This window comes from Pseudomonas sp. AF32 (assembly GCF_022342325.2).
Classification (GTDB): domain Bacteria; phylum Pseudomonadota; class Gammaproteobacteria; order Pseudomonadales; family Pseudomonadaceae; genus Aquipseudomonas; species Aquipseudomonas uvaldensis.
In genome coordinates this window covers 1-13,385 of the sequence record NZ_RQJK02000029.1, presented here as the reverse complement: position 1 = coordinate 13,385, position 13,385 = coordinate 1, and the positions used below count along the sequence as shown (strand labels likewise).

14 protein-coding genes are annotated in these 13,385 nt (G+C 61.0%); 7 read left to right on the top strand and 7 right to left on the bottom strand.

The features are described from left to right. Positions 1-5: 5 nt before the first annotated feature. Positions 6-1,130: a GNAT family N-acetyltransferase gene (locus EGM97_RS23175; RefSeq protein ID WP_238964200.1), complete on the top strand. Its 1,125-nt coding sequence runs from the start codon at positions 6-8 to the stop codon at positions 1,128-1,130. 49 nt (positions 1,131-1,179) lie between these two features. Here EGM97_RS23175 and EGM97_RS23170 read toward each other — a convergent pair whose 3' ends face one another. The 4 genes from EGM97_RS23170 to EGM97_RS23155 all read right to left on the bottom strand — a co-directional run bounded on the left by EGM97_RS23170 (position 1,180) and on the right by EGM97_RS23155 (position 5,401). Then, the gene (locus EGM97_RS23170; RefSeq protein WP_053155765.1) at positions 1,180-3,012 is read right to left on the bottom strand and encodes an ABC transporter ATP-binding protein; all 1,833 of its coding nucleotides are present in this window, start codon (positions 3,010-3,012) and stop codon (positions 1,180-1,182) included. An 80-nt stretch (positions 3,013-3,092) separates the two neighbouring features. Next, positions 3,093-3,656, bottom strand: coding sequence for a peptidylprolyl isomerase (locus EGM97_RS23165; protein ID WP_053155763.1), 564 nt, complete (start codon positions 3,654-3,656; stop codon positions 3,093-3,095). 3 nt (positions 3,657-3,659) lie between these two features. Then, positions 3,660-4,463, bottom strand: coding sequence for an alpha/beta fold hydrolase (locus EGM97_RS23160; protein ID WP_238964199.1), 804 nt, complete (start codon positions 4,461-4,463; stop codon positions 3,660-3,662). A gap of 14 nt (positions 4,464-4,477) precedes the next feature. After that, positions 4,478-5,401 carry a PA3225 family LysR-type transcriptional regulator gene (locus tag EGM97_RS23155; RefSeq protein ID WP_053155756.1) on the bottom strand — a complete coding sequence of 308 codons (924 nt, stop codon included), beginning with the start codon at positions 5,399-5,401 and terminating at the stop codon, positions 4,478-4,480. 50 nt (positions 5,402-5,451) lie between these two features. Between EGM97_RS23155 and EGM97_RS23150 the strand changes: the two genes are divergently transcribed. The 3 genes from EGM97_RS23150 (at position 5,452) to EGM97_RS23140 (ending at position 7,760) form a co-directional block, all read left to right on the top strand. Further along, positions 5,452-5,766 carry a 3-phosphoglycerate kinase gene (locus EGM97_RS23150; RefSeq protein ID WP_238964198.1) on the top strand — a complete coding sequence of 105 codons (315 nt, stop codon included), beginning with the start codon at positions 5,452-5,454 and terminating at the stop codon, positions 5,764-5,766. Between the two features lie 150 nt (positions 5,767-5,916). Then, positions 5,917-6,516: an FMN-dependent NADH-azoreductase gene (locus EGM97_RS23145; protein ID WP_238964197.1), complete on the top strand. Its 600-nt coding sequence runs from the start codon at positions 5,917-5,919 to the stop codon at positions 6,514-6,516. A gap of 380 nt (positions 6,517-6,896) precedes the next feature. Continuing rightward, on the top strand, positions 6,897-7,760 hold the full coding sequence (locus EGM97_RS23140) for a carboxylate/amino acid/amine transporter (RefSeq protein WP_238964196.1): 864 nt from the start codon (positions 6,897-6,899) through the stop codon (positions 7,758-7,760). Here EGM97_RS23140 and EGM97_RS23135 read toward each other — a convergent pair. After that, positions 7,753-8,640 carry a LysR family transcriptional regulator gene (locus tag EGM97_RS23135; protein WP_238964195.1) on the bottom strand — a complete coding sequence of 296 codons (888 nt, stop codon included), beginning with the start codon at positions 8,638-8,640 and terminating at the stop codon, positions 7,753-7,755. The genes EGM97_RS23140 and EGM97_RS23135 overlap by 8 nt on opposite strands. Positions 8,641-8,798: 158 nt before the next feature. Between EGM97_RS23135 and EGM97_RS23130 the strand changes: the two genes are divergently transcribed. After that, entirely contained in the window at positions 8,799-9,443 is a 645-nt protein-coding gene (locus tag EGM97_RS23130; RefSeq protein ID WP_238964194.1) for a hydrolase, read from the top strand. Between the two features lie 125 nt (positions 9,444-9,568). On the opposite strand, the gene EGM97_RS23125 is transcribed toward EGM97_RS23130, so the two are convergent. Next, a complete protein-coding gene (locus EGM97_RS23125) occupies positions 9,569-10,867 on the bottom strand; it encodes a mechanosensitive ion channel family protein (protein ID WP_238964193.1) in 1,299 nt (432 codons plus the stop codon). 192 nt (positions 10,868-11,059) lie between these two features. Between EGM97_RS23125 and EGM97_RS23120 the strand changes: the two genes are divergently transcribed. Continuing rightward, positions 11,060-12,406 carry a DEAD/DEAH box helicase gene (locus EGM97_RS23120; protein ID WP_238964192.1) on the top strand — a complete coding sequence of 449 codons (1,347 nt, stop codon included), beginning with the start codon at positions 11,060-11,062 and terminating at the stop codon, positions 12,404-12,406. A 68-nt stretch (positions 12,407-12,474) separates the two neighbouring features. Here the strand turns inward: EGM97_RS23120 and EGM97_RS23115 are convergent, their stop codons facing one another. Then, positions 12,475-12,750 (bottom strand): hypothetical protein, encoded by a 276-nt coding sequence (locus EGM97_RS23115; protein ID WP_238964191.1) that lies wholly within the window; start codon positions 12,748-12,750, stop codon positions 12,475-12,477. A 289-nt stretch (positions 12,751-13,039) separates the two neighbouring features. On the opposite strand from EGM97_RS23115, the gene EGM97_RS23110 reads away from it, so the two are divergent. Continuing rightward, positions 13,040-13,385 (top strand): POTRA domain-containing protein (locus tag EGM97_RS23110; RefSeq protein ID WP_477788857.1); only part of this gene is annotated, 346 nt, incomplete at its 3' end.

Sequence of the window (13,385 nt, the reverse complement as noted above, 5' to 3'; positions counted from 1 at the left end):
ACCGCATGCCGCTACACGTCCTGGACAACCTGTCCGCCATCGCGCCGCATGAGTGGGACGCGTTGGTGCCCGTCAATCAACCGTTCCTGCGTCACGCTTTCCTCGGCGCATTGGAGGACAGTGCCAGCCTCGGGCCGCAATCCGGCTGGCAACCCGAGCATTTGTTGCACATCGAAGAGGGTCGTCTGATGGCGGCCTTGCCCAGCTATCGCAAGTGGCATTCCTACGGTGAATACGTGTTCGATCACGGCTGGGCCGACGCCTGCGCTCGGGCCGGCATCGACTACTACCCCAAGCTGTTGACGGCGGTGCCGTTCAGCCCGGTCAGCGGGCCGCGGCTGCTGGCGGCGCGGCTGGAGGATGGTCTGGAGCTGCTTGGCTGCCTGCCGGGTTACCTGGAGATCGAGGGGCTTTCCAGCGCCCACATCAACTTCACCGACACCTTTACCGACACGGCGCTGGCCGGGCGGGAGGGTTGGCTGCAGCGGATCGGCTGCCAATATCACTGGCAGAATCGCGGTTACCGCGACTTTCAGGATTTTCTCGACGCCCTCAGTTCCCGAAAGCGCAAGCAGATGCGCAAGGAGCGCGAGCAGGTGGCGGGGCAGGGGATCGAATTCGAATGGCTTGCGGGGCATGAACTGGACGAGGCGCTGTGGGATTTCGTCTACGCCTGTTACGCCAATACCTACGCGGTGCGTCGCCAGGCGCCGTACCTGACCCGCGCGTTTTTCAGCCTGTTGGCCGAACGCATGCCCGAGGCGATTCGCGTCGTCCTGGCCAAACAAGGCCCCCGTCCCGTGGCGATGGCGTTCAGCCTGGTGGGCGGCGACAGTTTCTATGGGCGTTACTGGGGTTGCCTGGCGGAGTTCGACCGCCTGCACTTCGAGACCTGTTTCTACCAGGGTATGGATTACGCGATTGCCCAGGGCTTGCAGCGCTTCGATGCGGGGGCTCAAGGTGAGCACAAATTGATACGCGGGTTCGAGCCGGTGATTACCCGGTCGTGGCATTACCTGCGCCATCCGGGGTTGAAAGCGGCGGTGGAGGATTTTCTCGTCCGTGAACAGGAAGGGGTGTTGGCCTATGCCGAAGAGGCGAGGGCAGCGCTGCCGTATCGGCAGTGCTGATATCCCGAGGCTGATACCCGAAACCGTGGGAGCGGACTGTCTGATCTAATCAGTCAATCCCCACAAAACCTCCGGTCTGATGCTGCCACAACCGCGCATATAACCCGCCATGGGCCAGCAGTTCGGCATGGCTGCCGGTTTCGGCGATGCGGCCGTTCTCCAGCACTACGAGGCGGTCCATCCGGGCGATGGTCGAGAGGCGGTGGGCGATGGCGATCACGGTCTTGCCCTGCATCAGCGTTTCCAGGCTTTCCTGGATCGCGGCCTCCACTTCCGAGTCCAGCGCCGAGGTCGCTTCGTCCATGATCAGGATCGGTGCATCCTTGAGCAGGACCCGAGCAATGGCGATGCGCTGGCGCTGGCCACCGGACAGTTTCACGCCGCGCTCGCCCACATGAGCATCGAAGCCGGTACGGCCCTGGGCGTCGGAAAGCAACGGGATGAACTCATCGGCACGGGCCTTGTGTACCGCTTCCCAGAGTTGCGCGTCGGTGGCGTTGGGTTTGCCGTAAAGCAGGTTGTCGCGAATCGAGCGGTGCAGCAGGGAGGTGTCCTGGGTGATCATGCCGATCCGCTCGCGCAGGCTTTCCTGGCTCACTTCGGCGATGTCCTGGCCGTCGATGAGAATGCGGCCGCCTTGCACGTCATAGAGACGCAGCAGCAGGTTGACCAGGGTGGATTTGCCCGCACCGGACGGGCCGATCAGGCCGATCTTCTCGCCGGCCCGGATGGTCAGATTCAGGTCGCTGATCACGCCGCTTTTTTTGCCGTAGTGGAAGTCCACATGCTCGAAACGCACCTCGCCACGGGCCACCGCCAGCGGCTTGGCGTGTTCGCGGTCGGTGACACTGACCGGCTGGGCGATGGTCTCCAGGCCGTCCTGGACCATGCCGATATTTTCGAAGATGCCGTTGACCACCCACATGATCCAGCCGGACATGTTGACGATGCGGATCACCAGGCCGGTGGCCAGGGCAATGGCGCCGACGCTGATCAGCGACTGGGTCCACAGCCACAACGCCAGGCCGGTGGTGCCGACGATCAACAGCCCGTTCATGCTGGTGATGACCACGTCCATGCTGGTCACTACGCGGCCGGCCAACTGGGCCTTTTCGGTCTGTTCCTGGATGGCTTCGCGTGCGTACTGTTGTTCGAAGTTCGTGTGGGCGAACAGCTTGAGAGTGGTGATGTTGGTGTAGCCGTCGACGATCCGGCCCATGAGCTTGGAGCGGGCGTCGGACGACACCACGGAACGTTCCTTGACCCGCGGCACGAAGTAATAGAGCGCGCCGATGTAGGCGGCGATCCACAGCAGCAGCGGGATCATCAGGCGCCAGTCGGCTTCGGCGAACAGCACCAGCGAACTGATGGCGTAGATCAGCACGTGCCACAGCGCGTCCACGGCCTGTACCGCTGAGTCGCGCAGGGAGTTGCCTGTCTGCATGATGCGCTGGGCGATGCGCCCGGCGAAATCGTTCTGGAAAAAATTCAGGCTCTGCTTGAGCACGTAGCTGTGATTCTGCCAGCGGATCAGGCTGGTCATGCCGGGGCTCAGGGTCTGGTGCACCAGCAGGTCATGCAGCGCCACGAAGATTGGCCGCAAGATCAGCGCCACCACCGCCATCCAGGCCAGTTCCAGGCCGTGGATCTTGAAGAAATCGACGTTGGGCGTGCCTTGGGCCAGGTCGATGATGCGGCTCAGGTAGCTGAACAGCGCGACTTCGATCAATGCGCCGACCAAGCCCACCACCAGCAGGACGGCGAAGCTTGGCCAGACTTGTTTCAGGTAATACGTGTAGAAGGGCAGGACGCGGTTCGGTGGGGCCGAGCTGGGGGCGTCGCGGAAGATGTCGATCAGTTTTTCGAAACGGCGGTAAACCATGAATTAACAGCCCGGGCAGGGCTCTCCTTTGTGCTGTGAGCGGCGCATGATCAGCCGCCGCTCAGGCTTGCCCTGTGTGTTCAGTCGATGCGTTTGGCCGACTTGATGATCACAGGGTCGATCGGCACGTTTTGCATGCCTTGTTTGGTGGTGGACTGGGAGTTGACGATGATGTCCACGACATCCATGCCCTTGACCACTTTGCCGAAGACCGCGTAGCCGGCGTCACGGCCCGGATCAAGGAAGGCGTTGTCTGCCACGTTAATGAAGAATTGGCTGGTGGCCGAGTTAGGGTTGGACGTGCGAGCCATCGCCAGCGTGCCGCGAACGTTATGCAGGCCGTTGCTGGCTTCGTTCTGAATCGGGGCCTTGGTGTCCTTCTGTTGCATCTGCGGGGTAAAGCCACCGCCCTGGGCCATGAAGCCCGGGATCACCCGGTGGAAGATCGTGCCGTTGTAGAAGCCGCTGTCCACGTACTCAAGAAAATTTTTCGTACTGGCGGGCGCCTTGACCGGGTCCAGTTCGATTTCGATCTGGCCGTTGGTAGTCTCCAGCAGTACGTGCGGCGCCTTGGCCGGCTGCGCCGCCATCAGATTGGCGGCAAACAGAACAGTGCCGGCGGCGAGGGCGATTTTTTTCAGCATGGGTCAGTGATCCTGATGGGTAGAGTCGACTGCGATCAGAAAGTCGAGCAGGGTTTGGTTGAAGCGTTCGGGTTGATCCAGCGGGGTAGCGTGCCGTGAATCGGCGATCACTACCAGCCGTGCATCGGGCAGCAGCTTTACATAGGCTTCTTTCACTGCCACCGGGGTGTAGTCGTGATCGGCACAGATGACCAGGGTTGGACAGGCAATTTGCGAAAGTCGTTCCTGAACCCCCCAACCCACGACGGCATCGAAGCTGGCGAGATAAGCATGTTTGTCGTTCGTTGCCCAGCGCCGGGCCATTTCCAGTCGTAACTCGGTCTGTTCGGGTTTGGGAAACAGTTTGGCGCCCAGGGCCTTGCCGATGGTTTCCAGACTGAGGAGGCGCATCAGGCTCCAGCGCTTGAACCATTGCCAGCAATCGTCGAGCGTACGGACCTTTACCTGGGGCGCGCTGTTGACGATGCACAGGCTCTTGACGAGACCGGGCTCGTCCACCGCCAGCTGGAAGGCGATCATGCCGCCCATGGACCAGCCCACCAGATGCACCGGACCCAGGCCGAGGTGTTCGATCAAGGCGATCAGGTCGGCGCTGAAGCCTTCAATGCTGTAGTGCCCGCGAGGTTTGTCGGAGCGGCCGTGGCCGCGCACGTCCACGACGATCAGGCGGTAGTGGGCGGATAACACCGGAATCTGTTTCTCCCAGTCCCGCGTACTGGAGCCCAGCCCATGGACCAGCAGCAAAGGTGCGCCATGGCCGTACTCCTCGTAGTGCAGGTTGCAATCTTCATGAGCGAAATAGGCCATGGGCGAAGTCCTTGTCAGGCTTGTTCAGGGGCGGCGAACGGCGCATCCAGCGGCGCGGTGTCGAAGGTGCGCAACAGTTCGATGAGAATCTGGGTAGCCGGGCCCAGGGGTTTTTCCTTGTTCGAAAAAAGATAGAAGGTGGAGTTGCGGCTGCCTCCCTGTTCCAAGGGTAGACGCTTGAGCAAACCCTCCTTGAGCTCGCGCTCGATCATGTGCCGGGGCAGCCAGGCGAAGCCCAGGCCACTGCCGACGAAGGTCGCGGCGGTGGCCAGGCTGCCGACGGTCCAGCGCTGTTCGGCACCCAGCCAGCCGACGTCCCGAGGCTGCTGGCGACCGGAGTCGCGGATGACCACCTGTAGCTGGCTTTCCAGGTCCTGGAAGCTTAGCTCGCGATTGAGTCGATGCAGAGCATGTTCGGGATGGGCCACCGCGACGAACTCCACGTCGCTCAATTCCGCCCCCAGGTAGCCGGGGATGCTGAAGCCGCTGATGGCCAGGTCCGCTACGCCTTCGAGTAACACTTCCTCGACCCCCGACAGCACTTCTTCTCGCAGGCGCACCCGGCAGCCGCGGCTCTGCGGCATGAACGCCGTCAGGGCTCGCACGAGGCGCGCGGAGGGGTAGGCAGCATCGACCACCAAGCGCACTTCGGCTTCCCAGCCTTGCTCCATATGATGGGCGAGGTCCTCCAGTTGGCTGGCCTGTTTCACCAATTGCCGGGAACGACGCAGCAACACGCCGCCGGCTTCGGTCAGTACGGCCTTGCGTCCATCGATGCGCAGCAGCGGCACGCCGAGCTGATCCTGCATGCGCGCCACGGTGTAGCTCACCGACGACTGGGAGCGATGCAACACTTCGGCGGCCTGGGCGAAACCGCCGTGGTCCACCACGGCTTGCAACGTTCGCCATTGATCAAGGGTCACGCGGGGCGCTTTCATATTGAGCTCCTCTTGTCCTAAGCTGGCGGTCCCTGGGTGGAGACTGCCGAATGAAGAAAATCTGTTGCGCGTTGCTGGCCCTGTTGCCGCTGACTGCCTTTGCCTACCCCATCGATGTGGAAAAACACCTCGAAGGGGTGAGCATCGACTACACCCCCTACGACACCGATGCCGATATCGGTTCCATCCAGGTCAACAACTACGGCAACACCGACGCGGCCTGTACCGTGCTGTTCCGCAATGGGCCCGAGGCGCCTCGCACCCGCAAGATCGAAGTCGCCGCGGGTAAATTCAAGAACGTTACCGCCAAGTTCAACCGTGACATCATCAAGCTGCGTATTGTGCTGACGTGTAAGCCGAAATGACCGGATGCAAGGCGGCGACACAACGCTTGCCTAGCTTATAAACGAATTTATCGATTGTTTGCAGCAGTTATTTGCGCTTTTTCATCGATAAGGTCACGTTTAACCTTCACTCCATCGACTGACAACATTTTCCGATGGAGGCTACATCCCATGTCCCGCGTTCTGATCATCGAAAGCAGTGCTCGCCAGCAAGACTCGGTTTCCCGCCAACTGACCCAGACGTTCATCAACCAGTGGAAAGCCGCCCATCCGGCCGATGAAATCAGCGTCCGCGACCTGGCCGTCAACCCGGTGCCTCATCTGGACGCCAACCTGCTGGGTGGCTGGATGAAGCCTGTCGAGCAGCGCAACGACATCGAGAACGCGTCGCTGGAGCGCTCCAACCAGTTGACCGATGAGCTGCTGGCCGCCGATGTCCTGGTCATGGCCGCGCCGATGTACAACTTCGCCATCCCCAGCACCCTGAAAGCGTGGCTCGACCACGTGCTGCGTGCCGGCGTGACCTTCAAGTACACCCCAACCGGCCCGCAAGGCCTGCTGACCGGCAAACGCGCCTTCGTCCTGACTGCCCGCGGCGGGATCCACGCCGGTGCCAGCTCCGACCACCAGGAACCCTACCTGCGTCAGGTCATGGCGTTCATCGGTATCCACGACGTGACCTTCATCCATGCCGAAGGCATGAACCTGGGGGGCGACTTCCAGGAGAAAGGTTTGAATCAGGCCAACGCCAAACTGTCCCTGGTCGCTTGATCCGTTAATCCTCGGGTAATCGTCAGGTGGCCTACTGACCTGGCGCTTCCCTTCAAACCGTTTTGCGCATCGAACCTCCCTTTGCACTTATTGCTCCTGAGTGCCGTAGCCCGATCGAACGCTTTAGCGAGATCGGGCTTTTTTTGCCCGCGATCCCGCAACGACGCAGATCCCTTGTGGGAGCGGGCTTGCTCGCGAAGGTGGTGGGTCAGTTGACACCTGATTGACTGACCCACCGCTTTCGCGAGCAAGCCCGCTCCCACATGGAGGGTGTGGTGTTCATGGGACTTGTGTTCGCCGCCAATCTTTTTGGGAACTGAGCAGGCTCGCTCCCAAAGGTCAAAACCGCTATCTTCGCCGCCATCCGAAACGAGGGGCGTATGGGCTATCTACTTTTTGTGACCTTGATCCAGGCATTTTCCTTCAGCCTGATTGGCGAATACTTGGCCGGACATGTCGACAGTTACTTTGCGGTGCTGGTGCGGGTGGTGCTGGCGGGGCTGGTATTCATCCCGTTGACGCGCTGGCGTCAGGTGGAACCGTCGTTCATGCGCGGCATGCTCCTGATCGGCGCGTTGCAATTCGGCGTGACCTACGTGTGCCTGTACCTGAGCTTCCGAGTACTGACCGTGCCCGAGGTGCTGCTCTTCACCATTCTCACGCCGCTGCACGTTACGTTGATCGAAGACGCCCTGAATCGCCGTTTCAATCCCTGGGCGCTGATCGCGGCGCTGGTGGCCGTGGCCGGTGCGGCAGTGATTCGTTACGACCGGGTCAATCCGGATTTCTTCATGGGCTTCCTGTTGCTGCAACTGGCCAACTTCACCTACGCGGCCGGGCAGGTGCTGTACAAGCACTTGGTCGCCCGCCACCCCAGCGACCTGCCGCACTACCGACGGTTCGGTTATTTCTACCTCGGCGCGTTGGCGGTGGCATTACCGGCCTTTTTGCTGTTCGGCAAGACCAACTTCTGGCCCGAAGCCCCGCTGCAATGGGGCGTGCTGGCGTTCCTCGGCCTGGTGTCCACCGCGCTGGGGCTGTACTGGTGGAACAAAGGTGCGTGCCTGGTCAGCGGCGGGACGCTGGCGGTGATGAACAATCTGCATGTGCCGGTGGGGCTGTTGCTCAATTTGCTGATCTGGAATCAACACGAGGAGCTGGGGCGGCTGTTTCTCGGCGGTGCTGTCATCCTGGCGGCGGTGTGGATCAGTCGGTTGGGCCTGCGCAACGCCCAGGCTACTTAGTCGCCAACTGCTCCACCAGAAACTCAACGAACGCTCGGGTTTTCTGCGGCAGGCGCCGGGCTGACGAATACACCGCATTGATGCTGATCGCCGGTGCCTGCCATTCGCACAGCACCGGCACCAGGCGCCCGGCAGCCAGGGCGTCTTCGACGATGAAGTCCGGCAGCAGCGCAATGCCCATACCGGCCTCGGCGGCCTGGGCCAGCAAGTCGCCGTTGTTGACGTGCAGGGGACCTGTGACCGTCACCCGTTGCGTCTCCTTGCCATTGCACAGTTGCAGGCTCACACCACTTTGCAGATAACCGTAGTTGAGGCACTGATGGGCGCGTAGGTCCTGGGGTGTCTGGGGGACGCCTGCGCGCTCCAGATAGGCGGGGGCGGCAACCATGATTCGCGGTGCCGGGGCCAGTTGCCGGGCGATCATGGTCGAGTCGGGCATGCTGGCGATGCGGATGGTCACGTCGAAGCCGCCGCGCACCGGATCGACCTGCTGGTCACTCAGCACCACTTGCAGCTCGATGTTCGGATGCCGCTCGTGGAACAGCGGAATCAACTTGCCCAACCGGCGCAGGCCGAACGACATCGGCGCGTTGACCCGCAACACGCCGCGCAACTCACCAATCCCGTCCCGTGCCCGTTGTTCGGCTTCATCCAGTGCCGCCAGGACTTCCCTTGCCGCTTCGAAATACTCTGCACCCGCTTCGGTGAGGTGCAGGCTGCGGGTGGTGCGTTGCAGCAGTTGCACGCCAATCGCTTCTTCCAGCGCCTGGATCTGTTTGCTGACTTTCGACCTTGGCACGTCCATGGCACGGGCGGCTGCGGCGAAGCCATTCTCGCCGACCGTGACGACGAACGCGCGCATGCATTCGATGCGATCCATGATTGTCCCTTTTTTAGAATCAATGATTCTCGATTTTAGGTAATTGTCCCTTTAAATGCGAGCCCCTAAAGTAGCACCCATGCCGACGACATCACCGCCGAAGCGAACGTCGACTTACCTTAACCACTTGAAATCTCGACATTAAAAAGGAACACACCATGTCTAACCGCGAACTGCTGAACTCAACCAACTCCGCCCTGATCCTGATCGACCACCAGCCACAAATGGCCTTCGGCGTGCAATCGATCGACCGCCAGACGCTGAAGAACAACACCGTGGGTTTGGCTAAAGCCGCAAAGATCTTCAACGTGCCGACCATCTACACCTCGGTGGAAACCGAAAGCTTCAGTGGCTACATCTGGCCTGAACTGCTGGCGGTGCACCCGGACCAGAAACCCATCGAGCGCACCTCGATGAACTCCTGGGAAGACAAGGCCCTGGTAGACGCGGTGAAAGCCACCGGTCGCAAGAAACTGATCATCGCCGCGCTGTGGACTGAAGTCTGCCTGACCTTCCCGGCGCTGGAAGCCCTGGCTGAGGGTTACGAGGTGTACATCGTCACCGACGCCTCTGGCGGCACCACCAAAGAGGCTCACGACATGTCGGTACAACGCATGATTCAGGCCGGAGCGGTGCCGGTGACCTGGCAGCAAGTGCTGCTGGAATACCAACGCGACTGGGCGCACAAAGAGACTTACGAGGCGGTGATGCAGTTGGTACTGGAACACAGCGGCGCCTACGGCATGGGCGTGGACTACGCCTACACCATGGTCCACAAGGCCCCGCAGCGCCAGGCCAAATAATTAGCCAATAGCCACCAACCCCTGTGGGAGCGGGCTTGCTCGCGAAAGCGGAGTATCAGTCGATATCTGATTGACTGACCCACCGCCTTCGCGAGCAAGCCCGCTCCCACAAAGGGTTCCGGGTTTCAGATGACCTCTTTCTGTGGTTCGGGAATATGACTCGCCCCCAACACCGCCGGCAACACCCCCGAACGCAAATCCATGCCGCTCGGCTGCTGATACAGGTGCAACCCGAACTCCGGCATCACCGCCAGCAGGTAATCGAAGATGTCCCCCTGGATACGCTCGTAATCGGCCCACACGGTGGTGCGGGTGAAGCAGTAGATTTCCAGCGGAATACCATGGGCCGTGGTCTGCAGTTGCCGGACCATGCACGTCATGTTCGGCTGGATCTCGGGATGGCTCTTGAGGTACGCCAGGGCATAAGCTCGGAACGTACCCAGGTTGGTCATCCGCCGGCGGTTGGCCGACATCGCCGCGACGTTGCCCTGGGCTTCGTTCCAAGCCTTGAGTTCGGCCTGTTTGCGGCTGATGTAGTCGGTCAGCAGGCGCACCTGGGTCAGGCGCTGCTCTTCCTCATCGTGCAGAAAACGCACGCCGCTGGCGTCGATGAACAGGCTGCGCTTGATCCGTCGCCCACCGGACTGCTGCATGCCGCGCCAGTTCTTGAACGATTCGGACATCAGGCGCCAGGTAGGAATCGAGACGATGGTCTTGTCGAAGTTCTGTACCTTGACCGTGTGCAACGTGATGTCCACCACATCACCGTCGGCGCCGACCTGGGGCATCTCGATCCAGTCGCCGACCCGCAGCATGTCGTTGCTGGTCAGTTGCACGCTGGCGACGAACGACAGGAGCGTGTCCTTGTATACCAATAGAATCACCGCCGACATCGCACCCAGGCCCGAGAGCAGCAACAGCGGCGAACGGTCGATCAGGGTGGCGACGATGATGATCGCGCCGAATACATACAGCACCATTTTCGTCAGCTGTACGTAACCCTTGATCGAGCGGGTACGCGCATGCTCGGTGCGGGCATAGACATCCAGCAGGGCGCTGAGCAAGGCGCTGATGGCCAGCAGCATGAACAGAATGGTGAACGCCGTGGCGACATTGCCGAGGAACACCAGGCTGGTCTTGTTGAGACCGGGCACCAGGTGCAGGCCGAACTGGATGATCAACGAGGGCGTGGTCTGTGCCAGGCGATGAAAGACTTTGTTCTGGCGCAGGTCGTTGACCCAGTGCAGGGCCGGTTGGCGACCGAGCAGCTTGGCGCCATGCAGGATCAGGTAACGCGCCACGCGTCCGAGGACCAGCGCAATGACCAGCAACAGCGCCAGAGCGAGGCCCGAATGCAGGAGCGGGTGCTGGTCGAGGGCACCCCAGAGGTCTTGAAGGTTGAGCCAGAGCTGTTTGATATCCATGGGCGAAACGGTTCTTCTGTGAGCGCGACGAAGCGAATTAGAGCATTTAACCCCGGTGAAGTGACCGTTGATGGCGGACTCGTTGATAAAAACACGCTGATTTGTCGCCGTTTGCACAAAGAAACTCGGCCTTCGCGCTCGAAACCGTTACCCTATGCAGCTGTTTTTTTGCATTTCTTCGAGGTAGCACCCGTGTTTTCCGAATTCGCCCTGCACGAACGCCTGCTCAAAGCCGTGGCCGAGCTTAAATTTGTCGAGCCAACGCCCGTGCAGGCAGCGGCCATTCCGCTCGCGCTGCAAGGGCGTGACCTGCGGGTGACGGCGCAAACCGGCAGCGGCAAGACCGCCGCGTTCGTGCTGCCGATCCTCAACCGCCTGATCGGCCCGGCCAAGATCCGCGTCAGCATCAAGACCCTGATCCTGCTGCCGACCCGTGAACTGGCCCAGCAGACCTTGAAGGAAGTGGAACGCTTTTCCCAGTTCACCTTCATCAAGTCCGGCCTGATCACCGGCGGCGAAGATTTCAAGGTTCAGGCCGCCATGCTGCGCAAGGTGCCGGACATCCTGATCGGCACGCCGGGACGGATGATCGAGCACCTGAACGCCGGCAACCTCGACCTCAAGGAAGTCGAAGTGCTGGTGCTGGACGAAGCCGACCGCATGCTGGACATGGGCTTTGCCGAAGACGTGCAACGTCTGGTGGACGAGTGCAGCCAGCGTCAGCAGACCATGCTGTTCTCCGCCACGACCGGCGGCTCGGGGCTGCGGGAGATGGTCGCCAAGGTGCTGAACAACCCTGAGCACTTGCAGCTCAACGCGGTCAGCCAGTTGAACTCCACCACCCGCCAGCAAATCATCACCGCCGATCACAACCAGCATAAAGAACAGATCGTGAACTGGTTGCTGGCCAACGAGACCTACGAAAAAGCCATCATCTTCACCAACACCCGGCTCATGGCCGACCGCATCTACGGCCGCCTGGTGGCTCAGGAATACAAGGCCTTCGTGCTGCACGGCGAGAAGGACCAGAAGGATCGCAAGCTGGCCATCGACCGTCTCAAGCAGGGCGGCGTGAAAATCCTCGTCGCCACCGACGTTGCTGCCCGCGGCCTGGACGTGGAAGGCCTGGACATGGTCATCAACTTCGACATGCCCCGCAGCGGCGATGAATACGTACACCGCATTGGCCGTACCGGCCGCGCCGGTAACGACGGTCTGGCGATCTCGCTGATCTGCCACGGCGACTGGAACCTGATGTCGAGCATCGAACGCTACCTCAAGCAGAGCTTCGAGCGTCGCACCATCAAGGAAGTCAAAGGCACCTACAGCGGACCGAAAAAGGTCAAGGCTTCGGGCAAGGCCGCCGGCACCAAGAAGAAAAAAGTCGACGCCAAGGGCGACAAGAAGAAAACCGCCGCCAAGGCCCCCACCAAGCGCAAAACCGCCAACCGCCCGAAGACCGAGGCCCCGGCGCTGGTCAGCAAGGACGGCATGGCCCCGCTCAAGCGCCGCAAGCCACAGGCGCCGGCGGCGGAGTGACACGGCGATAAGCTTCATAAAAAAACCGGACCCTGGGTCCGGTTTTTTTTATGGGGGTGATGGAGCGCTCAGCCAGCCTTCCTTTCCGCCGCTTCCAGCTCTTGCAGACGCTTATCGATCAACTGGCATTTGTCCGGCAGATCCTGGCTGGACGTTCCCAGGTCCATGGCCTGCAATTCGTCGTTCATTTCCTTGGCCTTGGCCGGATCCTGCTCGGTGAGCTTGGCGACCTTGTCGGCCAATTGTTCGCGTTTGATGGTCGCTTCCTCGGGCGTGCAAGTGGCCCAGGCGGGCAGGGCGCAGGTCAGGGCGGCGGCGAGGGTGAGCTTCATGAGGGTTTTCATGGGGTGGGCCTCGTATTCCTTGTTGGGCGGTAATGGGTTGAGGCTCGGGTTGGGTTGAAAGTTCATTAGCCGGAGGGGGGCGGTGCGGCTGGCGGAGATGTCTGTCGACTTCAGGGGCAACTTCCGGCTTTCAAACGGGACGTTTCGTACCTGAAAGACCGAGGGGGCTGATTCCCGATAAACGGTCGGGGTTATACCTTGGGCGTCCCACTATTTAATTGACGTCAAGATGATGGCTATCTAATATCGCGCCGCTATTTTGATATCACTTCCGCTCGAGGGATCGAACATGTCCTCACCCGCCCTTTGGGCGAGGTTGTGCCTGGCTTTGCTGTGCCTTTCTCCGCTGACATGCGCTCAAGCTGCCCCTACGCCTGGTGACACCGACCTGATCCGCGAACGCCAGAACCGTTTGCTCGAAGAGCAGCGCCGTCGTCTGGAAGAACTCAAGGACCTGCCCGGTCAGGAAGTGAAGCCGACTCAACCGACGGCGCCGGCCGATACCCGTTGCTTCCCCATCAAGACCATCGAACTCAAGGGCGCCGACAGTCTTTCCGCCCGTGAGCGCGAGCAATTGCTCAAGCCCTACATTGGCCAGTGCCTGGGCGTGCCGCAGCTCAATGAACTGCTCAAGG

Excerpts from the sequence above, each read along its gene's own strand:
- EGM97_RS23175 (WP_238964200.1), top strand. The coding sequence starts at position 6 with ATGCCGCTACACGTCCTGGACAACCTGTCCGCCATCGCGCCGCATGAG.
- EGM97_RS23170 (WP_053155765.1), bottom strand. The coding sequence starts at position 3,012 with ATGGTTTACCGCCGTTTCGAAAAACTGATCGACATCTTCCGCGACGCC.
- EGM97_RS23165 (WP_053155763.1), bottom strand. The coding sequence starts at position 3,656 with ATGCTGAAAAAAATCGCCCTCGCCGCCGGCACTGTTCTGTTTGCCGCC.
- EGM97_RS23160 (WP_238964199.1), bottom strand. The coding sequence starts at position 4,463 with ATGGCCTATTTCGCTCATGAAGATTGCAACCTGCACTACGAGGAGTAC.
- EGM97_RS23155 (WP_053155756.1), bottom strand. The coding sequence starts at position 5,401 with ATGAAAGCGCCCCGCGTGACCCTTGATCAATGGCGAACGTTGCAAGCC.
- EGM97_RS23150 (WP_238964198.1), top strand. The coding sequence starts at position 5,452 with ATGAAGAAAATCTGTTGCGCGTTGCTGGCCCTGTTGCCGCTGACTGCC.
- EGM97_RS23145 (WP_238964197.1), top strand. The coding sequence starts at position 5,917 with ATGTCCCGCGTTCTGATCATCGAAAGCAGTGCTCGCCAGCAAGACTCG.
- EGM97_RS23140 (WP_238964196.1), top strand. The coding sequence starts at position 6,897 with ATGGGCTATCTACTTTTTGTGACCTTGATCCAGGCATTTTCCTTCAGC.
- EGM97_RS23135 (WP_238964195.1), bottom strand. The coding sequence starts at position 8,640 with ATGGATCGCATCGAATGCATGCGCGCGTTCGTCGTCACGGTCGGCGAG.
- EGM97_RS23130 (WP_238964194.1), top strand. The coding sequence starts at position 8,799 with ATGTCTAACCGCGAACTGCTGAACTCAACCAACTCCGCCCTGATCCTG.
- EGM97_RS23125 (WP_238964193.1), bottom strand. The coding sequence starts at position 10,867 with ATGGATATCAAACAGCTCTGGCTCAACCTTCAAGACCTCTGGGGTGCC.
- EGM97_RS23115 (WP_238964191.1), bottom strand. The coding sequence starts at position 12,750 with ATGAAAACCCTCATGAAGCTCACCCTCGCCGCCGCCCTGACCTGCGCC.